Source organism: Sphingomonas hominis, from assembly GCF_013328205.1.
Classification (GTDB): domain Bacteria; phylum Pseudomonadota; class Alphaproteobacteria; order Sphingomonadales; family Sphingomonadaceae; genus Sphingomonas; species Sphingomonas hominis.
In genome coordinates, this window is sequence record NZ_JABULH010000002.1 from 17946 (window position 1) to 39886 (window position 21941).

14 protein-coding genes are annotated in these 21941 nt (G+C 68.1%); 7 read left to right on the top strand and 7 right to left on the bottom strand.

Features of this window, described 5'->3' with window-relative positions:
• Window positions 1-4: 4 nt before the first annotated feature.
• From HRV97_RS05210 to uxaC, 4 genes are all read right to left on the bottom strand, one after another.
• Window positions 5-1225, bottom strand: a complete 1221-nt coding sequence (locus tag HRV97_RS05210) for an ROK family protein (RefSeq protein ID WP_174192790.1) — start codon at window positions 1223-1225, stop codon at window positions 5-7.
• Entirely contained in the window at window positions 1222-2226 is a 1005-nt protein-coding gene (locus HRV97_RS05215) for a cupin-like domain-containing protein (RefSeq protein ID WP_174192791.1), read from the bottom strand. The genes HRV97_RS05210 and HRV97_RS05215 overlap by 4 nt, the downstream gene beginning before the upstream one ends.
• Window positions 2227-2622: 396 nt before the next feature.
• Entirely contained in the window at window positions 2623-4014 is a 1392-nt protein-coding gene (locus tag HRV97_RS05220) for a mannitol dehydrogenase family protein (RefSeq protein WP_343044442.1), read from the bottom strand.
• The gene (uxaC, locus tag HRV97_RS05225; RefSeq protein ID WP_174192792.1) at window positions 4011-5423 is read right to left on the bottom strand and encodes a glucuronate isomerase; all 1413 of its coding nucleotides are present in this window, start codon (window positions 5421-5423) and stop codon (window positions 4011-4013) included. The genes HRV97_RS05220 and uxaC overlap by 4 nt, the downstream gene beginning before the upstream one ends.
• Window positions 5424-5553: 130 nt before the next feature.
• Between uxaC and HRV97_RS05230 the strand changes: the two genes are divergently transcribed.
• The 3 genes from HRV97_RS05230 to HRV97_RS05240 all read left to right on the top strand — a co-directional run bounded on the left by HRV97_RS05230 (window position 5554) and on the right by HRV97_RS05240 (window position 10254).
• A complete protein-coding gene (locus HRV97_RS05230) occupies window positions 5554-6507 on the top strand; it encodes a sugar kinase (protein WP_174192793.1) in 954 nt (317 codons plus the stop codon).
• Between the two features lie 70 nt (window positions 6508-6577).
• Window positions 6578-7855 (top strand): MFS transporter, encoded by a 1278-nt coding sequence (locus HRV97_RS05235; protein ID WP_246248568.1) that lies wholly within the window; start codon window positions 6578-6580, stop codon window positions 7853-7855.
• On the top strand, window positions 7852-10254 hold the full coding sequence (locus HRV97_RS05240; protein WP_174192794.1) for a glycoside hydrolase family 31 protein: 2403 nt from the start codon (window positions 7852-7854) through the stop codon (window positions 10252-10254). Before HRV97_RS05235 ends, HRV97_RS05240 begins: the two co-directional genes overlap by 4 nt.
• 12 nt (window positions 10255-10266) lie before the next feature.
• Here the strand turns inward: HRV97_RS05240 and HRV97_RS05245 are convergent, their stop codons facing one another.
• Window positions 10267-11052: a FadR/GntR family transcriptional regulator gene (locus tag HRV97_RS05245; protein ID WP_223176641.1), complete on the bottom strand. Its 786-nt coding sequence runs from the start codon at window positions 11050-11052 to the stop codon at window positions 10267-10269.
• A gap of 190 nt (window positions 11053-11242) precedes the next feature.
• On the opposite strand from HRV97_RS05245, the gene HRV97_RS05250 reads away from it, so the two are divergent.
• From HRV97_RS05250 to HRV97_RS05265, 4 genes are read left to right on the top strand one after another with little or no spacing between them, the layout of a single operon-like run.
• Window positions 11243-13567 carry a TonB-dependent receptor gene (locus HRV97_RS05250; RefSeq protein ID WP_174192795.1) on the top strand — a complete coding sequence of 775 codons (2325 nt, stop codon included), beginning with the start codon at window positions 11243-11245 and terminating at the stop codon, window positions 13565-13567.
• A 30-nt stretch (window positions 13568-13597) separates the two neighbouring features.
• On the top strand, window positions 13598-14989 hold the full coding sequence (locus HRV97_RS05255) for an alpha/beta hydrolase family protein (protein WP_174192797.1): 1392 nt from the start codon (window positions 13598-13600) through the stop codon (window positions 14987-14989).
• Window positions 14986-16188 (top strand): mannonate dehydratase, encoded by a 1203-nt coding sequence (uxuA, locus tag HRV97_RS05260; protein ID WP_343044443.1) that lies wholly within the window; start codon window positions 14986-14988, stop codon window positions 16186-16188. The genes HRV97_RS05255 and uxuA overlap by 4 nt, the downstream gene beginning before the upstream one ends.
• Window positions 16189-16232: 44 nt before the next feature.
• Window positions 16233-18170: a glycoside hydrolase family 2 protein gene (locus tag HRV97_RS05265; RefSeq protein WP_246248569.1), complete on the top strand. Its 1938-nt coding sequence runs from the start codon at window positions 16233-16235 to the stop codon at window positions 18168-18170.
• Between the two features lie 229 nt (window positions 18171-18399).
• Here the strand turns inward: HRV97_RS05265 and HRV97_RS05270 are convergent, their stop codons facing one another.
• Both HRV97_RS05270 and HRV97_RS05275 read right to left on the bottom strand, forming a co-directional pair.
• Window positions 18400-20322 (bottom strand): BCCT family transporter, encoded by a 1923-nt coding sequence (locus tag HRV97_RS05270; RefSeq protein WP_174192799.1) that lies wholly within the window; start codon window positions 20320-20322, stop codon window positions 18400-18402.
• 57 nt (window positions 20323-20379) lie between these two features.
• On the bottom strand, window positions 20380-21621 hold the full coding sequence (locus tag HRV97_RS05275) for an MFS transporter (RefSeq protein ID WP_174192801.1): 1242 nt from the start codon (window positions 21619-21621) through the stop codon (window positions 20380-20382).
• Window positions 21622-21941 lie beyond the last annotated feature (320 nt).

Here is a 21941-nt window from a genome sequence, read left to right on the forward strand (position 1 = left end):
CGCCTCAATCGTCGTTGGTCGCCGCGATCTGGCCGGTGTTCATCAGGATCGCGTCGGACGGCAGCAAGCGGGCGCTGAACGGCAGCAGCGCGGCGCCGACCGCGGGCGCATCCGCCGCCATGGTCGCGCGCCGTACCGGCGCCAGCGACGGCAGACGCGGCGCATAGGGTGCGAGACGCGCGTTCAGCGCCGCGACCAATTCGTCGATCAACGCCGCCGGCATCCGCCCGCCGATCAGAACCGCTTCCGGGTTGAGCAAGCAATTGAGCGCGATCAGCGGGTCGACCAGCAGGGTCGCGGCTTCGTCGATCCAGGCGGCGATGACCGCTCGTGCGTGCGCATCGGCCCCCGCCAGCGCATCCAGCGACCCACTGGCACATCCGGCTTCGGAGAGGCGATGGTACAGCGCCGACAGCGACACGCGTGCCTCGATCGGCTGGTCATCGGCACCGGGATGACGGCTGACGATGAACCCGATTTCGCCGCTGCGTGCCCCGGCTCCGCGATAATAGCTGCCATCCACCACCAGCCCGCCGCCCAGCCCTGCGCTCAGCAACAGGTAGAAGAAGTTGGAGCAATCGCGCCGCGACCCGAATTCCAGCTCCCCCAGCGCCGCGGCGGCGGCGTCATTGTCGACGTGGATCGGCCACGCCAGCAAATCCTGCAGCAAGGCGGTGATATCCACGTCGTTCCACGCGGCATAGCCGGCGGGCTGATCGTGGAAGTTCGCCTTGCTGAACGGTTCGGGCACCGCCACGCCGACACCGATCACGCGGTCGAACGCGACGTCCGACGACGCCCGGATCGTGTCCATCGCCGCCGCCACGAACGCGCGCACGTCGTCGGGCAGCGCATAGGCGATGTCGCGCGCCACGCGTGCGCGCACCTGTCCGCTTAAATCGAGCACCACCAAGGTCAGATGGTCGCGATCGATGTTGATCCCGATCCCGAACGCGCCGTTCGGGTCGATCGCCAGGCGTACCGCGGGCTGCCCGCGCCCGCGCTGCAACCGTCCCGCGGTGCGCGCCAGCCCGGCCGCGACCAGCCGCCGGGTGATGTTGGCGATCGTCGGCACCGTCAGCCCGGTCAACTCGACCAGGTCGCTGCGCGTCACCTCGGCATTCAATCGGATCGCCTGCAACACGACGCGCTGATTGTAATCGCCCGCACGTTCCAAGTTGGTACCCGACAGGCTGACGTTCAGGCGCGCTTCGCCGATCTTCATACGCCGCGCGCCAGACCGCGCAGCAGGAACTCGCGCATCATGGCGGTACGCTCCGGGCTGCTCGGGCCCAGGATGCCGCGCGCGTGCGCGGGCAGGTGCGCGGCATCGTCGGGGTCGGCATCGAACACGTAATGGTCGAAGAACGCGCGCCAATGCGCCCGCTCGTCGGCGGGGCGGTTGCGGATCGACAGCATGGCGTGGATCAACGCCTCGAACGCGGAGCCGTCGTTCGGCGCGCTCCACCAGTAATTGACGAGCAGGTTGAACGGCGCGGTGGAGCGGACGTGGTGCCACCACATTGTCGGCACGTAGATCGCGTCGCCCGGCTCCAGCTCAGCCGAATGAGCATGTGCGGCAGCCTCGGCGAAGCGCGGGAAGCGCGACAGGTCGGGGGCGAGCGGATCGACCATGCTGACCGGCTGGCCCGAGATGGTGTTCTCCAGCGGGCCGACATACAGGTTGCCGACCTGATCGGGCGGGAACAGCGTGAATTGCCGGTTGCCTGCCGCCACGCAGGCGATGTTGTCCGCCAGGTCGTAATGTGTCGACACGGTCACCGCATTGCCGATCCACAAGCGCGGCGCCACGTTCTCGTCCAACAACCCCATCGCATTGTCCCCCGAAAACGTCGGGAAGTGATTGGTTGCCGCCGCCGCACCGCTGTAGATCGCCGGACCCTGACCGGTAGGATCGCTCAGCAGCATGTTGGCGACCGCGCGAAACGGTGCCGATCCGCGGTCGAAATTGAACCCGCGCATGTCGTCACGGTAGAAGAACTTGCCCGCAATCTCCGGTGCCCCGACATAGGTCGACAAGGGTGCTCCGGAATCATGCGCGGCCAGATAATCGACCAGCGCGACGGGTGAGCGGCGGCTTGCCGCAACCACCGGCCACGCATCCACCAACCCGCGCATCACCGCGGGTTGGTGCAATGGCACGATCTCGCGCTCGAACGTTTCTCTCGTTACTTCATGCCACGTTCGGACTGGTTTGCCGATCATCTCAGGCTCCATGCCTTGATCGGATTGCCTTGCAAACGACAATCGTCCGGGCACGACGACGCGGACTGGCTCGGCGGACACCTGAGCCCGCGTCTTCGGCTCGGTTCCAGATGCGGTCGGCGCGTCGCACCTGCCGGGCGAACTCCGCCGGACCGCGCCCGCGGTGCAGCGGTCGTGGCTGAGCGGCTATGCCGGCATGACACGGCACCAGAGGCGTTCGCACTACACGTTCGCGCCGGGCTGTCGCAGGGCGGCTTCACGCGCGGCAAGCTCATGTAGATGCTGATGCAGGCGGCGATCTAACCTCGGCTGCCGCGATCAACGACCCAGGGGCATTGGGTGGAGAACGCTCGGCGCTGAGGCAACAGCACTCGGCGGTCTGGCCATGATTACTCGTCAGGTGGACGTCCGCTCGTGCACCATCCGCGTCAACTCGCGTCGACTGGGGCCATCCAGCCCGCTCGTTGCGGGGAGCAAACCAGCGTCACCGAAAACCGCATCAACGATGCCGTTCGCGCCATGCTCGTTCCATAAACCGGAGAGTCGGTCCGCGAGCGGATCGGCAACTGTGTGCGAGTTACCGCGCACGAACACGAGCCACGCGGCCAGCGCTTGCAACGTCGCGGGAGACGCCATGCCTCGCGCGCACGCGATCGCCAGTGGCTCGAGCCAGCGCGGGCCAATCTTCTGCGACCCGTCGGTTGCGATCTGGTCTAACCGGTGCGCGAGCGCCGGGTTGGCGAAGCGGTGCAGCAGCGCATCGATATAGGCGGGCAGGTCCTGCCCGGCGGTGGCGTCGATCGTCGGCGCGGCCTCGATCCGCATCAATCGTTCAACCAGCGGGCGGATTGCGGGGTCGGCCACCGCCTCGTGGACGAACGACAATCCGCGCGCGAGCCCGAGATAGGCGAGCGCTGAGTGCGCGCCGTTGAGCAGGCGAAGCTTGGCGGTCTCATAAGAGCTGACATCGGCGACGAACTGCGCGCCGCCAGCCTCCCACCTCGGTCGCGGACCTGCGAAGCGGTCCTCGATCACCCATTGGTGGAAGGGTTCGGTGATCACCGCCGCCTCGTCGCGCATCTCGAGCCGGCTGGGGACCCGATCCAGATCGCTCGCGGTGACCGCGGGGACGATGCGGTCGACCATCGTCGAAGGGCAGGCGCACTCGGCCTCGAACCACGCGCGCAGCTCGGGCATAGTCGCATCCAAGAACTCGCTGATCGCTCGATGCAGCACGGGGCCGTTGGCGGTCAGATTGTCGCACGACACCAACGTCAGCCCAGGGAGACCGGCCGCACGCCGTGCGGCGAAGGCGTCGCATAGATAGTGGTAGATGGTGCGCGCGCGGCCGTTCACTACCGCGGGATCGACGGTCCCATCCGGTCGGCGGCAATAGCCTTTCTCGGTCACGGTGAGGGTGACCACGTGCGTGTCGCGCGCGGCGATCGCGGCCACGACGGCGCCCGGGTCGTGCGGCGCGACCAGCACATCGCGGATCGCGCCGATTACGCGCATCCGCTGTGCCGATTGGTCGCGCTCGGTCAGCGTGTAGAGCCCGTCCTGCGGCGCGAGTGCGTCGTGCACGTGCGGCGAGCGCAGCGACACGCCGGTGATCGCCCAGTCGCGATCCCCCGCCGCCATCGCCTGATCGGTGTAGGCCGCCTGGTGCGCGCGGTGGAAGGCGCCCAGGCCTAAGTGGACGATGCCGCGGCGCTGCGCATCGCGATCGTAGCTTGGCCGCTGCACGTCGCCGGGCAGATGCGCCAGCGTCTCAGGCGACAGCCTCACAACCGGTACGCTCGGCGCGCGAGCCCGACCGTCAGCTCGTGCGCGAGTTCGGCGGCTTCCCAATCCTCCAAGCGGTGCTCGGTGACGAGCCGGGCGAGAAACGCGCAATCGACGCGGCGCGCGACATCGTGGCGTGCGGGGATCGACAGGAACGCGCGCGTGTCGTCGTTGAACCCGACCGTGTTGTAGAACCCCGCGGTTTCGGTCGTCATTTCGCGGTAGCGCCGCATCCCCTCGGGGGAATCGTGGAACCACCAAGCCGGGCCGAGCCGCAGGCACGGGTAATGGCCGGCCAGCGGGGCGAGCTCACGCGCGTAGGTCGATTCGTCGAGCGTGAAGAGGATCAGCGTGAAATTGCGCTCGTTGCCGACCACGTCGAGCAGCGGCTTCAGCGCGGACACGTAATCGACCCGCATCGGGATGTCGGCGCCCTTGTCGCGGCCGTGGCTGGCGAACAATGCCGCATTGTGGTTACGAAGCGAGCCCGGGTGCAATTGCATCACCATGCCGTCCTCCACGCTCATCCGCGCCATCTCGGTCAGCATCTGCGCGCGGAACAGGTCGGCATCCTCGGGCGAGGGATCGGGCCCCGTCACGCGCGCGAACAAGGCCTCGGCCTCGCGCGGGGACAGGTTGGCGGTGCGGGCCGAGGGGTGGCCGTGATCGGTCGCGGTCGCGCCGGCGGCGCGGAAGTCGGCGCGGCGGCGGCGATGCGCGGCGAGATAGCCTTGCCACGACCACACGTCCTCGCCGGTCAGCGCGGCGAAGCGCGCCATCGCGGGGGCGAATTGTTCGTGCTCGACGTCGATCACGCCATCGGGGCGATAGGTGGTGACGACGCGCCCGTTCCATCCCGACGCGCGGATCGCGTGATGCGCCGACAGATCGGCTTCCGCGCCCTCGGTGGTGGCGAGCAGCTCGATCCCGAACCGGTCGAACAGCGCGCGCGGGCGGAAGGCAGGCGAGGCCAGTTTCTCGGCGATCGCGTCGTAGTAAAGGTCGGCGGTCGCCGCCTCTAACTGCACGTCGAAGCCCATGATCTCCGCGAAGACATGGTCGAGCCACAACCGCGACGGCGTGCCGCGAAACAGGTGGTAACGCGCGGCAAAGGTCCGCCATGCCGCGCGCGGGTCGGTCGCAGGCGGGCCTTCGCGCGACGGTACGCCCAGCGCCTCAAGCGGCACGCCCTGACTGTAGAGCATGCGAAAGATGTAATGGTCGGGTGTCAGCAGCAGCTCGGCCGCATTCTCCCATGCTGCGTCGGTCGCGAACCATTGCGGGTCGGTGTGGCCGTGCGGCGAGACGATCGGCAGGTCGGCGACCGCGGCGTACAAGGTGCGCGCGATGTCGCGCTGGACCGGATCGCTCGCGAACAGCCGGTCGGGGTGGAGGCGCAGCGGGCGCGTCATCGACGCGGATCGCGCGTGATGATCGGGGCGCTTTCTCGCATATCCTCTCTCCTTCGACGTTGTCGCTTGCTAGCCAAGCCTGACTCATTTTACCAGAGCCGCAACATTGGTCAGGCAAGATAGGCGCGCAATGACGATTGTCGTGGTGGGAGAGGGGATGATCGAGCTGTCGCCCGCGGGTCAGCCGCGCGCGTGGACGCTCGCATACGGTGGTGACACGCTCAACACCGCGATCCATCTCGCGCGGCTGGGGCACGACGTCGGCTTCCTGACCGCGCTGGGTTCCGACCCGTTCAGCGACCAGCTGCGCGCGGCGTGGGTCGGCGAAGGGCTTCGGCCCGAGTTCCTGCTGACCCACCCGACGCACCGTCCGGGGCTGTACGCGATCAGCAACGATGACCGCGGCGAGCGGCAGTTCACCTATTGGCGCAGCGACAGCGCGGCGCGGCAGGTGTTCGCGCTGCCGGGGAGCGCCGACGCGATCGCCGCGGCGGTGCAGGCCGATCTGCTCGTATTCTCGATGATCTCGCTCGCGATCCTGCCGGCCGCAGGACGCGCGGCGCTGCTCGATCTCGCGCGTGCGGTGCGCGCCAACGGGGGACGGGTCGCGTTTGACACCAATTTCCGCCCCGCCTTGTGGCCCGACATGGAGGACGCGCGCGCGGCCTATCGCGACGCATTGGCGGTCGCCGACATCGGGCTGCCCACGCTGGAGGACGAGGAAGCGCTGAGGGGGGCGGAGACGGAGACGGGGGCGGATGCGGCGAACGCGATCGTCGATGGCTGGGCGCGCGCCGGCGTTGGGGAAGTGGCGCTGAAACGCGGCGCGGACGGTTGCCTGGTCGATGGGACGCTGGTGCGCCCCGCGGCGGTGCTGTCGCCAGTCGACACCAGCGGCGCGGGCGACGCCTTCAACGCGGGCTATCTCCACGCGCGGCTCGGCGATCAGGCGCCGCGCGCTGCCGCGCGCGCGGGCCATGCGCTGGCGGGGTGGGTGGTCATGCAGCGCGGCGCCATTCCCGACCGAACCGCTGACGCACCTTATGGGCAGATGATTGGCCCGACCAATATGGACAGGCCATAACGAATGCGCTAGTCGATCCGGTGACGTCGAACACGGCGCGAGGCGGCAGGAGCCGGGGAGGAGACAGGCGTTGCGCGTACGGAACCTGCGCTGGTGGATCGTGGCGCTGATCTGCGCCGGCACGATGGCCAATTACCTCGCGCGCAACTCATTGGGCGTGCTCGCCCCCGAACTGAAATCCGCGCTGCACATGACGACGCAGCAGTACAGCTACGTCGTCGGCGCATTTCAGCTCGCCTATACGATCATGCAGCCGATCGCGGGTGCGCTGGTCGATCGCTTCGGGCTGCGCATCGGGTTCGCGATGTTCGGGCTCGCCTGGTCGGCCGCCAACATGCTCCACGCGCTCGCCTTCGGCTGGCTCAGCCTGGCGCTGTTCCGCGGGCTGCTCGGCATCTTCGAGGCCGCGGCGATCCCCTCGGGGATCAAGGCGGTGGCGGAATGGTTTCCGGCGCGCGAACGCTCGGTCGCGGTCGGCTGGTTCAATGCGGGCACCTCGCTCGGCGCACTGATCGCGCCGCCGGTGGTCGCCGCGGTCGCGATCTGGGCCAACTGGCGCTGGGCGTTCATCGTCACGGGTGCGGTCGGCGTGATCTGGGCGATCGCCTGGTACGCCTGTTACCGCCCGCCCGAGCAGCACAATGCCATCACCGCGGACGAGCGCGCGATGATCGCCGCCGACCGGCCCGCCACGCCGGCGGCGCGCGCGCGTCCACGCGAGATCCTGCGCAGTCAGCGTTTCTGGGTGATCGCGGTTCCTCGCTTCCTCGCCGAGCCGGCGTGGCAGACGTTCAGTTTCTGGATCCCGCTGTATCTCGCGACCGAGCGCGGCATGGACCTGAAACAGATCGCGCTGTTCGCGTGGCTGCCGTTCCTGGCGGCCGATTTCGGCGGCATCCTGGGCGGCTATCTGTCACCCTTCCTGATGCGCCGCGGCGTCGCGCTGATCCCGTCGCGCGTCGCGGGGATCGCGCTCGGCGCGGTGCTGATGATCGCGCCCGGCTGTATCGGCCTTGCCGCGAGCCCGTACACCGCGATCCTGCTGTTCTCGATCGGCGGCTTCGCGCACCAGATGATCTCCGGGCTGATCAACACGCTGTCGGCGGACGTGTTCGCGCCCGGCGAGGTCGGTACCGCCAACGGCTTCATCGGGCAGGCGGGCTGGATCGGCGGGCTGATCTTCTCGCTGCTGATCGGGCAGTTCGCCGACACGGTCGGTTATGGTCCGCTGTTCGGCGTGCTCGCGGTGCTCGACCTGATCGGCGCGGCGATCTTCATCATCTTTATCGGCAAGCTGACGGCGCCGACCCCAGCCGAGACGAATTCAGCCAAGGAACTCTCCGCATGAGGCGCGCGACGCTATCCCGCCCCCCGATCTTTACGCTTTCGGCGCGCGCGCCGGGGCGCGTCACGCTCACCGCCGACACAGGCACAGTCGCGCACGTCTTCGTGCTGGAGGACGACGTGATGCGGTTGCTGCTGCTCGCCGAGGGGCGCGTCACCAGCCCGCCGAGCTGGGCGATCGCGCCTGGGGCAAGTGACCTCGCCGAGCCGGGGCGCGACCGGATGGACACCGCCGGCTTCGCCTTGCCCGATTTCACCTGCGAGGAGCGGGACGGCACGCTGATCGTGGCGACCGCGCGTATCCGCGTGACGATCGCGCTCACCGGGCTGCACTGCGTCTGGGAACAGCAGAGCGGGGAGGCGGGCGACTGGTGCCTGATGGCGGCGGATCGCCCGACGCAGGCGTATGACTTTGGCTGGTGGGACGGGCGCGCGCACCATTATGTCGCGCGCCAGCCGGGCGAGCGTTTCTACGGCCTGGGCGACCGCACCGGCGACTGCGACCGCGCCGGGCGGCGCTTCCGACTGACTAACGTCGACCCGATGGGCTTCGACGCCGAGCACAGCGATCCGATGTACAAGTCGATCCCGTACCTGCTCGTCGCAGATAGCGCGGGCCGTTGCCACGGCGCGTTCTACGACAGTGTCGCCGACGTGACGGTCGATTTGGGGCGCGAGCTCGACAATTATCACGGCCTCTACCGCCACGTCGTTGCCGACGCAGGCGACCTCGACCTGTGGATGATCGCCGGACCGGACCCGCTGGCGGTGACGCGGCGCTTCACTTGGCTGACCGGGCGTCCGGCGATGATGCCGCGCTGGTCGCTCGGCTATTCGGGCTCGACGATGACCTATACCGATGCGCCCGACGCCGCGGTGCAGATGGCGGGGTTCCTCGACCAATGCGCCGAGCACGATCTGGGGTGCACGTCGTTCCACCTGTCGTCGGGCTACACCTCGATCGGCGACAAGCGGTACGTGTTTCACTGGAACCGCGACAAGTTTCCCGATCCCGTCGCCTTCGTCGCCGGCTATGCCGCGGCGGGCGTGCGGCTCGTCCCCAATATCAAGCCCGCGCTGCTGCGCAGCCACCCGCGCTACGACGAGGTGGCGGCAGCCGGGCTGTTCGTGTCCGATGCGGACGGCACGCCAATCGAGGCGCAATTCTGGGACGAGGTCGGCAGCTACCTGGATTTCACCAAGCCCGCGGCGGCTGACTGGTGGCGCGGCGAGGTCGGCCGAGCCTTGCTCGATCACGGCATCGAGGCGACGTGGAACGACAACAACGAATATGAGCTGTGGGACGCACGCGCGCGCTTCGCCGGCTTCGGCACCGCGCAGGCTGCGGCGGCGATGCGCCCGGTGCAGCCGATGCTGATGACGCGCGCGTCGCGGCGCGCGCAGGTCGAGGCGAAACCCGATCAACGTCCCTATGTCGTCACTCGCTCGGGAATGGCAGGGCTGCACCGCTACGCGCAGACCTGGTCGGGCGACAACCGGACCGAGTGGAAGACGATCCGCTACAACGCGCGGCAGTCGATCGGGCTCGCCTTGTCGGGCGTGTCGAACAGCGGGCACGACGTCGGCGGCTTCTCCGGCCCGGCGCCGTCGCCCGAATTGCTGGTGCGCTGGGTACAGGCGGGCATCCTGATGCCGCGTTTCAGCATCCATAGCTGGAACGACGATCGCAGCGTCAACGAACCGTGGATGTACCCGGAGGTGCTGCCCGCGATCCACCGACTGATGGCGCTCAGGCAGACGTTGATCCCGTTCTTCTACGATTTGCTCCACCGCTACGCGCGCGACTATCAGCCGATGGTGCGCCCGGTCTGGCTCGACTTTGCGGATGACGCGCGAAGCTGGGACGAGTGCGACGAGCATCTGCTCGGCCCCAACCTGCTCGCTGCCCCGGTGATGGAGCCGGGCGCGACGAGGCGGCGCGTGCGCGCGCCCGCGGGCGCGGACTGGATCGACGTATGGGGCGGGCAGGGGATCGCGGGCGGCACGGAGGTGACGATCGACGCTCCGCTCGACGGCGCCCCGCCGCTGCTCGCACGCGCAGGATCGGCGATGTTGGTCGATCTGGCGCGCGGTGGCTGGCGGCCCGAGCCGTATCGCCGCGGATTGTGGCTGTTCCCGCCGCTTGACGGCACGTTCGCCTGGGATGCGGTGGAGGATGCGGGTGACGGCGACGGGCCGATCGACCGCTGGCTCGTGACCGGCAGCGCCGACGCGAATAGCGTATCGATACAGGTACGCCGCGATGGTCCCGGCACGTTCGGCGACTCCGATGTCACGCTGCTCCTGCCGCCCGGCGACACGCGACGGCTAATCGTGAACGACGGCGCGGGCAGCGTGGTCCGGCACGACGGCCGCGCGGGGGTCGCGATCAGTCTGTTCTGACCACCGCCGATCTCACACCGAGACGCGGCGTGCCAGCGCGCTGCGCTTCTCCTCCAGTTCGGCGCGCGTGCGTTCCATCGTATCGATCTCGGTCGCCTCGAGCAGCCCGTCGATCACGCGCGCCAGATGGTCGCGCATCGCGGTGCGCGCGGCGGCCGGATCGCGGTTGCGCAGCGCCTGGATGATGACGAGGTGCTCGTCGATGCGCGGCTGCACGCCGACCTTGCGCGCGCGCTCCAGCATCTCGGCGCACAAGGGCGAGCTGTAGCGCGCATCCCACAGCGACTCGATCACGCCGACGATCGCCGAATTCGCGGTCGCGCGCGCGATGACCAGGTGGAACTCGCGATCGGCGCGCTCGCCGCCGACCTGCTGCTGATTCTCGCGCTCCATGTCGCTGATCAGCTCCTCCAGCCGGACGAGATCGGCCTCGGTGATCGACAGCGCGGCAAGCGCGGCGGTTTCGCCCTCGAACAGGCGGCGCGCCTCCGTCAGCTCGAACGCGCCGATGTCGAGGCTGAGCGACAGCGCGTCGCTGCTGGGATTGTCGACGACGAAGATGCCCGACCCATGGCGTGATCGGACCAGACCCGTGACCTCGAGCGCGATCAACGCCTCGCGGATCGTCGGGCGGCTGACCTTGTGCTCCTCGGCCAGGTCGCGTTCCGACGGGATGCGCTGCCCGGGGCGATAGTCGCCGCGCTGGATCGCGGCGGCGATCGCGGCGGCGGCCTGCTGATACAATTTCCGGCCGTCGGGCTGGAGGAGCGACGGCGACGCGCGAAGTGGTCTTATCAATGCAACTCTTCCCGGATGGCTGCGCAACCTAGCGGGTTGGCTACACCGCTGCAACGCGCCGTCTTGTCGGCGTAGTCGACGCAACGGTCTTACCAGCTACAAATGTCGCTTGCCAATGGTAAGGCCAGTTGGTACGCCTGCACCATGTTCAGCCGACCGAGAGCGGCGACACGTCAAAGGGAGGATTTCGATGAACCTGCGCACGTCCGCCGCGACCATCGCCATTTCGGTTGCACTCGCCGCCGCTGCCACGCCGGCGACGGCGCAGACGCAAACGCCGGCGACCCCCGACACGACATCAGCCGACGCCGCGTCCGCGCAACTGACGCAGGATGGGCAGGGCGCACCCGGCGGCCCGACCGCCGCGGTTCAGGGCGAGGCGACGACGGGTGAGATCATCGTCACCGCGAACAAGCGGGCCGAGAACATCCAGCAGGTGCCGCTCGCGGTCGCGGTGGTGACCCCGGCGCAGCTCGCCAGCGCGGGCGTTCGCAACTTCACCGACATCGGCAAGATCGCGCCCTCGCTCGTCGTGCGCCCGGCCGAACAGCCGCAGAATTCCAACATCTCGCTGCGCGGCGTCGGCACGTTCGCCTTCGGCATCGGCGTCGAGTCGAGCGTCGCGGTGCTGGTTGACGAAGTGCCGCTCGCATTCCAGGCGCGCGCCTTCACCGACCTGCCCGACGTCGAGCGGATCGAGGTGCTGCGCGGACCGCAGAGCACGTTGTACGGCAAGTCGGCGTCCGCCGGTCTGGTCAATCTGATCACGCGCAGCCCGACCAGCACGCTGCGCGTGCGCGCAAACGGCGTCGCCACGACCGACGACGAATACGGCCTGAACTTCAGCGTGTCCGGACCTGCTGGCGACGACTTCGGTTATGTTGTCTCCGCCGCGTACAACAATTGGGACGGCAACGTGAAGAACCGCTTCAACGGCAAGACCGTGAACGGCCGCGAGACGCTCAACCTGCGCGGCAAGGTGCGGTGGGAGCCGGTCGATGACGCGTCGCTGACGCTGTCGCTCAACTACGTCAACGGCAACACCGATGTCGGCCGCCCGTTCGTTCGTTTCGGCCCCAACGCGCGGCTGCGCGGCACCGCCGGCCTCACCCCGGCGGTTGTCCTGCCCGGCGTCAGCGTCGAGGAATATAACGACGAGATCAGCAACAACTACAATTCGCGCACCAAATACGAGGGCGGCGGCGGCTATCTGCGCGGCGAGGTCGCGCTGGGCGAGATGAACCTGGTCTCGATCACCTCGTATGATCGCTTCCACCTCGACGATTTCCTCGATCAGGACGATACCTCGGCCGCGGGCGCGATCGGCAACAACAACCAGATCGGGCAGTTCGACTCGGAGCAATATACGCAGGAAGTGCGGTTGCAGTCGCCGGACGACAAGTCGTTCCGCTATACGGTCGGCGTGTACCTGGCGAGCAACGCGTTCGAGCGGCCATTTCAGCGCGGCCCCGTCTTCTCGCTCGCCAACTGGTTCGCGACCTCGAAATCGCGCCAGATCGCGGGCTTCGCGCAGGTCGATTGGACGCTGACCCCGGGGCTTACCCTCACTGGCGGCGGACGCGTGCAGAACGAGCGGGTCGCCTATACCTACCGCGACAATCTGACCAATCGCTTCTATTCGGGTGACGCGAGCGATACCGCGGGCACCTACCGCGCGAGCGTCAAGTACGACCTGACGCGCGACATCAACGCGTTCTTCACCTATGCGACCGGGTACAAGGGTCAGACCTACGACCTGACCACCGGGTTCAACCAGAACCGCGCCGCTGCCGGCCCGATCCGCCCCGAACGCTCGCGCGACAAGGAGCTCGGCATCCGCAGCCAGTTCTTTGATCGGCGTTTGACCGCGAACGTCACCTTGTTCGACACCAATTATCGCAACCTGCAGGCGCAGACGATCGAGACGCTGGCCGACGGTACCTCCAACTACCGGCTGACCAACGTCGGCAAGCTGAACACCCGCGGCATCGAGTTCGAGGGATCGCTGCGCCTGTCGGACGACCTGAACGTGAACGGCGCGGTGACCTACCTTGATGCCACCTACAAATCGTTCCCGGTCGCGCAATGCTATCCGCTGCAGACCGCAGCGCAGGGCTGCACCGGCACGCCGGCGAGCCAGAACCTGAACGGTGAGCGCGTCGCGCAGGCGCCGGAATGGAAGTTCAACGTCAGCGGCGATTACTCGCCGTCGCTGACCACCGGGCTGCGCGGCGTGGCGCAGTTCAACTGGCAATACCAGAGCAGCCTGTATTTCGCGCCGCGCGACCCGCAGCTGTTCCAGCCCGCGTTCCACATCGTCAACGTAGGGCTCGGCGTGCGCGACGAGGAGCGCCGCTGGGAGCTGGTCGCCTTCGTCAACAACGTGTTCGACCAGCAATATTACGGCGCGCTGGTCAACACCGCGGGCAATTTCGGCAACAACATCGCGACCCAGGCTGTGCTGCCGCGCGATTTCAAGCGTTACGCCGGACTGCGCCTGGGCCTGAACTTCTAAGCGCGAGCGGGATACGAGCGGGAATTGGTGATGACAGTGAAGCAGGTGCTGCTGGCGGGTCCGGTGCTGGTCGTGACCGGCGCGGCGATCGCCGCCGAGGTGCCGAGCGCCGCCGGTCCGGGTTCTACAAGGCCGCGCCCCATCAGACCGGGTGGCGTCCAGCCGGCGGACGGCGCGCAGGCCCGCCCACCGGTCGACGCGCCCGAGCTCGCGCGGTTGGGCGCGCATCCGGTCGGGCTCGCGCGCGTCGAGCTGGTGCAGCCCGGGCAGGCCGACCCGTTGCAGGGCACGGACCAGCCGCTGGTGACCGCGCGGCGGCTGCCGACCCTGGTCTGGTACCCGGCGGCGCGCGGGGGGCCAAGTACCGAAACCGGTACGACCTACCATGCCGCGATGTCGGGCGCGGATGGGCGCGACGTGCCGTTCACGCTCGCGGGGCTGGCGACACCCGAGGCGCGCGCGGCGGCGGGGCGGTTTCCGCTGGTCATCCTCGCACATGGATACGGCAACGCGCCCGAAGCGCTCGCCTGGCTGGGCGAGAATCTGGCGAGCAAGGGCTATGTCGTCGTCGCGCCCGAGTTCGGCGATCCGCCGATCAGCATCCGCACCGCCGCGGCGCGGTCGGGGCCGATCACGCGGCGTCCGCTCGACATTGCGTTCGTGGCCGCCGAGGCGCAGCGCCGCGCGGCGCGGCACGACGGCGTGTTCGCCGCCGCCGACGCATCGCGCACGGTGCTGATCGGTTACTCGATGGGCGGCTACGGCGTGCTGACCGCCGCGGGTGCGCCGCTCAACCCGCAGATGGGATCGCTGTCGCGCGGGATCCTCGCCGATTATGCCGCGGGTGGCGCGCGCGCGGCATCGCTCAAGGTCGCGAACGTGAAGGCGGTGGTCGCGATCGCGCCCGCCAGCCGCTTCGGCGAGATACCGGCCTGGTCGCCGTCCGGGGCAGGCGTCGGCGCGATCACGGCGCCGACCTTGTTCATCGCAGGCGATCACGATCACGCGGTCGGCTATGACGCGGTGCGCGCCCTGTTCGCGCAAGAGCGGCGCGCACCGCGCTACCTGCTGACCTTCAAGGGCGCGGGGCACAGCATCGCACTTGCCGGCGCGCCCGCCGAAATGCGCGGTACCTTCTGGGACATGGACTGGTTCGAGGATGCGGTGTGGCGCAAGGACCGCCTGCTGCCGATCCAGACGCACTTCATCACCGCGTTCCTCGACCGTTTCGCCAAGGGTGAGACGGCCAAGGCGGCCTATCTCGACGGGCTGGTGAGCGATGCCGACGCCGGCAACTGGCCGAACGCGCCGATCGGACGTTACGACGGGTTCAGCCCCGGCGCGCCGGTCGCAACCGTGTGGAAGGGATTCCAGCCGAGCCGCGCCACCGGCCTGCGGTTCGAGGCGGAGCCCGCGTCGTGAGCGACGAGGGGAGCGGCGACGCGTCGCGGATGACGCAGACAATGCGCTGGTTCGGCCCCGCCGATCCGGTCAGCCTGCGCGACATTCGCCAATCCGGCGCGACCGAGGTGGTGACCGCGCTGCACGACATGCCCAACGGCGAGGTCTGGCCGCTCGAGGCGATCACGGCGCGCCGCGCGACGGTGCAGGCAGCCGGGCTCGACTGGACCGTGGTCGAGAGCCTGCCGGTGCACGAGGACATCAAGAAGCGTGGGCCTGACTGGGACCGGCTGATCGAGGCGTATTGCATCAGCCTGCGCCACCTCGCCGCGGCCGGAATCCGCGTCGTCACCTATAATTTTATGCCGCTGCTCGACTGGACGCGCACCGATCTGGCGTGGCCGATGCCCGACGGCGCGCTGGCGCTCAGGTTCGAGCTCGAGATGGTGGCGGCGTTCGACCTGTTCATGCTCGCACGGCCCGGCGCACAAGGCGATTACGCGTCCGACACGCTGGCGGCGGCCGAACGCCGGTTTCACGCGATGGACGAGGCGGCGCGCCACCGGCTCGAGCGGACGATCATCGCCGGACTGCCGGGCAGCGAGGAAAGCTTCACCGCCGCAGCGTTCCTGGACGCCGTACGCGGCTATGACGGGATTGACGCCGACACGCTGCGCGCGAACCATGTCGCGTTCCTGCGCGCGGTCTGTCCGGTCGCCGACGAGGTGGGTGTGCAGTTGGTCGTCCACCCCGACGACCCGCCGTTCCCGATCTTCGGCCTGCCACGCGTCGTCAGCACCGAGCACGACGTGGCCGCCCTGTTCGAGGCGGTGCCCAACCGGTCGAACGGATTGTGCATGTGCACCGGATCGTTCGGCGTCCGCGCCGACAACGACCTCGCCGGGATGGTCGATCGCCTGGGCGCGCGGATCGGCTTCCTCCATCTGCGCTCGGTGCAGCGCGAGGCGAACGGCACGTTCCACGAGGCACCGCATCTGGCGGGTGACGCCGGCATGGCGGCGGTGGTCGCGGCGGTGCACCGGCTGCAACGGCGTGAAGCACGCGCGATCCCGATGCGCCCGGATCACGGGCACCAGATGCTCGACGATCTGAGCAAGGTGACCAATCCGGGCTATTCGCTGCTCGGCCGGATGCGCGGCCTGGCCGAGTTGCGCGGGCTGGAAGCGGGGATCGCGCACGCGACACATTCTGACGACTAACACCGCGGCGAACGACCGCGGTCCATGAAGAGGCGGGAGAGGCGATGATGTCGAGCAGGTTCACGCTGGTAGGTGCGGGATTGATCGCGGCGCTGGCGATCGGTCCGATCGCGGCGCAGCAGGCATCACCGCCCACGCCGGCATCGGGCGCGGTTCAAGCCCTACCCAATGCACCGCTGCCGACCCCGACGCCGTTGCTCGTCGCCGCCGATCTGCGCGACGGCACCGACCTGTCGGGCCCGTGGCATTATTCGATCGATCCGTTCCGATCGGGAATCGCCGGTTTCCACGGTGAAGCGCCCGACAGCGGGCAGCAGCGCTGGCGCGACGTCGACGTGCGCCAGGCGATGGCGAGCGACAGTCGCACCTTGTACGAGTTCGATCTCGCGCGCTCGCCGCTCGCTTCGCTGCCATCGTCGTGGCTGACCCACGCGGCCGAGCTACGCCATTATGACGGGCTGATGTGGTACCAGCGCAATTTCGTCGCGCCCGCGAAGCGGCAGGGGCGGTATTTCCTGCGCTTCGGTGCGGCGAATTACGCGACGCGTGTGTACTTGAATGGGCAGGAGGTCGGCCGGCATGAGGGCGGGTTCACGCCCTTCGCCTTTGACGTGACGCGGCTGCTGCGCGACGGCAGTAACCAGTTGACCGTCGGGGTCGACTCGCAGGCGACCGAGGCGACGGTGCCGCCGCCCGTCACCGATTGGGAGAATTACGGCGGCATCACGCGCGCGGTGCGGTTGATCGCCACCCCCGACACCTATGTCGATGATGCGTGGGTGCGGCTGACCCGCGACGGGCGGCTGGCGGCCGACGTCCATCTCGACGGGCCGCAGGCGGCGAACCGTGCGGTGCGGTTGCGGATCGCGGCGCTCGGGCTCGACCAGACCGGGCGCACCGACGCTGCGGGCAATTGGCGCGCGACGATGGCCGCACCCGCCGCGCTGGTACGCTGGTCGCCCGAGCGCCCGCAATTGTACGACGTGAGCGTCGAGGCGGGTGCCGACCGCTGGCGCGACCGTATCGGGTTCCGCACGATCGAGGTGCGCGGCGCCGATATCCTGCTGAACGGCAGGCCCGTCTACCTGCGCGGCATCTCGATGCACGAGGAGGAGCTGGGCGCCGAGCCGACACGCGCGATGACCCCGGCGGCGAGCCGCGCGCTCCTGTCGGAGATCAAGGACGGGCTGCACGGCAATTTCGTGCGGCTGGCGCATTATCCGCATTCGGAGGTGACGCTGCGGCTCGCCGACGAACTCGGGCTGATCGTGTGGAGCGAAGTGCCCGTTTATTGGCGCGTCGCCTGGGGCAATCCTGATACGCTCAAGCGCGCACGCACGATGCTGGCGGAGAACATTCTGCGCGACCGCAACCGCGCCGCGATCGCGATCTGGAGCGTCGCCAACGAAACGCCCGTCAACGATCAGCGCAACGCCTTCCTGCGCACGCTCGTCGCCGACGCGCGGCAGATGGACGACACAAGGCTGGTCAGCGCCGCCTTGCTGGTCGAGCGTGACCGAGCCGCCAACCATCCGGTGATGACGCTCGCCGATCCGCTCGCCCCCGCGCTCGACGTGCTGGCGATCAACACCTATAACGGCTGGTACACGCCTGACCGGTTGCGCGACCTGCCCGCCAGCGAGTGGCGCGTGCCCGCGGACAAGCCGCTGATCTTCTCGGAATTCGGCGCCGACGCGCGCGCGGGCTTCCACGATCCCGCCAACAAGCAGAAATTCTCGGAAGATTATCAGGCCGATTACTACCGCGCGACGCTGGCGATGGCGGCGCGCCTGCCGAGCTTGCGCGGAATGTCGCCGTGGATTCTGAAGGACTTTCGCTCGCCCAGGCGGCAGAACCCCGATTTCCAGCAGGGCTGGAATCGCAAGGGGCTGATCTCGGAAACGGGCGAGCGCAAGGAAGCGTTCGGCGTGCTGGCTGACTTCTACGGCACCAAGCGCCTTGATGAGGGCGGTGTCCGATGAAGTCGCGCATCGATCACAGGTGCCGCCAGATCAGGGGCACGTGCTGGTAATCAGGTTCGGTCCGCTGCGTATCGACGATGACCGACCCCGGCAGCCGCGCTCATCAAGGGGTGGGACGCCGGCCAACCGGGACGAGAACTCACGCCTCCCGTTCAGGCTCGACGGTAACGTTGCAGATTAGTCAGCGCGACCATCGGCGTGACTTGATCGACCTTGTTCTGAGCCGGCTTCACGATGCAACCGGGCCGGCAAGGCGCCAGCGCTCGAGCTGGGTCAGGACGTCGCTGGCGATCTGGTCGATCGAGAAGCCGGTAAGGTCGCGTGATCGCGTTTCGCCATTCGTTTGTGCCGCCAGCGTCCAGGTCAGGCTGCGTCGGGCTTCCGGCGCTTCCAACGCGGTATAAGCGGCCAGCGGGCGGGACCGCGGGGCGAGCCGATAGACGAACGATCGACCGCCTTCGGCACCGATCGTCAGCTCCAGCTGCTCCGCTTGCACATCGATCCGGCTGTCGGTCCAGCCCTCCTGCTGCATGGCATGGTGGACCAGCGTCAGCGCAGGTTCTCCGTGGTCGTGCAGCTGGCGCAGGATATCGGTGCGGCGCGGCGGGACGAGAAGCCGCTTGATGCGCTCGCTGATCGCCGGTGCCTCACCGGGCAACGTCACACCGGCAAGATCGGCGCTGGTCTGCCGAACGAGGCCGACCGCGAGCAGGAGCATGATGAAGCAGAAGGGCAGTGCTGCGAGCAGCGTCGCCGCCTGCAACGCACCCAATCCGCCCGCTACCAGCAACAGCGTCGCCGTGACGCCCAGGAGGACGCACCAATAAACCCGCTGCCAGCGCGGCGTTTCCTCGGCGCCGCCCGATGCCAGCGTGTCGATCACCAGCGCACCCGAATCCGCCGACGTGATGAAGAACACCGCGACTAATATGATCGCCAACGTGGAGGTGACGCCGGCGCCGGGCAGATACTCCAGGAACTTGAACAAGGCGGTGGACAGGTTCGCCTGCACGGCATCGGCGATCCCGCCCGCCGCGGAGCCGAGATCGAGCGAGATCGCGGTGTTGCCGAACACCGTCATCCACAGAAAGGTGAAGGCAGTGGGCACGAACAGCACGCCGATGACGAACTCGCGGATCGTGCGCCCGCGCGAAATGCGGGCGATGAACATGCCGACGAACGGCGACCACGCGATCCACCATGCCCAATAGAACAGCGTCCAATCCGCCATCCACGCGCGCGGTTCATACGCGTAGAGCGTAAAGGTGCGCATCACGAAATGGTCGAGGTACAGCCCGAAATTCTGCACCAGCGCGCGAAGCAGAAACAGCGTCGGGCCGACCGCCATGACGAACAGCATCAGCAACACGGCGACCGTCAGGTTCAATTCCGACAAGCGCCGAATACCACGATCCGCTCCGCTCAACACGGAGATGGTGGCCGCGCCCATGACGAGCACGATCACCACGATCTTGGTCGCGGTCGTGTCCGGCAGGCCGTAATTATAGGCGAGACCGGCGGTCATCTGCGAAACGCCGAAACCCAGCGACGTGGATACGCCGAACACCGTGCCGCATACCGCGAAGATGTCGATCGCATCACCCAGCGGGCCGTTGATGCGCTTGCCCAGGATCGGCGACAGGCCCGAGCGCAGCGTCAGCGGCATGCCCTTGCGATAGGTGAAATAGGCGAGGCTCATCCCCACCAGTGCGTAAATCGCCCAGGCATGCACGCCGTAGTGGTGAAAGGTGATGGCCATTGCCTCGCGCGCTGCGAGGATGGTCCCCGGTGGGGCCTCGGGCGGTGAGATGTAATGCTGGATCGGCTCGGCCACCGCGAAATACATCAGCCCGATCCCCATCCCTGCCGCGAACAGCATCGCCAGCCACGACAGGTAGGGAAAGTCGGGCTCCGCATCGTCCGGGCCCAGCTTCAGCTTGCCCGCCGGCCCGAACCCGAGCAGCAGCACGACCACCAGGAACACCGCCACCGCCGCGATGTAGAACCAGCCAAACGTGTCGATGGCCCAGCTCTGCGCGGCCTTGAAGGCGGCGTCCGCCGTTCCCGGCATCGCCAGCGTGATCAACAGCAGGGCGGCAATGATCGCGGACGCGCCCCAGAACACGCGCGGATTGATTCTGCTTGTCGGCATCGCCGCGACCTAGCGCTTATGCGCTGCAATGGCGAATGGCGAAGCGTCGCGACGATGTCAGCGGCCGGCATCGCTCGGTGTTGCGGCCGGCTCGGCGGTCAGTTCGGCCGCGAACGGCGTGGTGCGGGGCAGCGGTTGATAGGCTTGCTGCATGTCGGCGGGTACCTTGTCGCCGACCATGCGACGCCACAATCCAAAGCCGAACACGCTGGCGGCCAGGACGGCGAGCACGTGGAACAACCCCTGCGGCCCGGTGAGCGCCATTGCGGCCGATACTAGCAGGGGGCCGATCGCCGCGCCGAGCGAGTAAACCAAGACCAGCCCGCCGGTTGCGCTGATCCGCTCCGCCGGCGCGAGCTGATCGTTGGCATGGGCGACGCACAGCGGATACAGGGCGAAGGCCGTTCCCCCGAACACTCCGGCCAGGACCAAACCGATGCCGTCCGGCCCGGTCAGCGCCAGCGCGAACGCGCTGATTGCGGCTGCCGCGGTGGTGAGAATGATGACGGTGCGTCGATCGAACCGGTCGGACAAACGGCCGAGCGGCCATTGCAAGGCCACGCCGCCCAGGATCACGACCGTCATGAACCCGGCGGTTCGCGACACCGACAACCCGAGGTCGCCGGCATAAACCGGACCCAGCCCGTAAAAGGCACCGAGCACGACCCCGGTCAGCGCCACGCCGATGATCGCCAGCGGTGAAATGACGTACAGCCGCCGGATCGGCAGCGCGGCGCTGGTCTGAAGCGCGGGGCCGCTCATCCGGGTCAGCGCAACCGGCAGCACCGACAGCGAGATCAGCAGCGACGCCAACACGAACGGCGTTGCCGACACGGCGCCCACGACGTTCAGCAATTGCTGGCCGAGCCCTTGTCCCAGATAGAGCGCAATCATGTACCCCGCCAGCACGCTGCCGCGCGACGGGCCTTCCGCACGGTCGTTCAACCAGCTCTCCAGACAGACGTAGACGCCGGCGACGCAGCAGCCGTCGATGAAGCGCAGGACCATCCACAGCAACGGCTGCGCGTTGAGCGTGTAGGCGAGCGTAGTCGCGGACAGCAGCGCGACGACCACGGTGAACGTGCGAATATGTCCGATCCGCGCCACCAGCCGCCCGACCCGGACCGCCCCGGCCGCGAGGCCGGCGAAATAGCTCGTCGCGATCAGGCCGATGATCAGCGGACCGGTACCGCTCGCCTGCAAGCGGATGCTGACCAGCGTGGTCAGGAAGCCGGCCCCGAGCATCAGGATTAAGATCGCGAACAACAGGCTGCGAACGGGAACCAGGGAAGCAATCATCCCGACACAATGACAGGCGCCATCGGCCGTTCCATAGCGCTTGCCCGCTCCCCATGCTCTGGAATTGCAGCGACCGCTTTCAAACTAGCTCGCGATGCTGCGTCAGGATCCGGTCTTTAGCGCCTGAGACGATTGCGGCGTGACGACCGGCTGACGACCTGGCCGAAGGATTATGGATCACCTCCGCGGCCCGGAGCGGGTTGTGGATCGACCGCCGCGTGTGCCATAGCGACCGCGGGTGCTCGCGAACCATCGCGCGGGCAGGTTCTTGCGCTGGTCGGGCCGCCAGCGCTGAATTCTCGTGCCCGGAGCATCGGCTT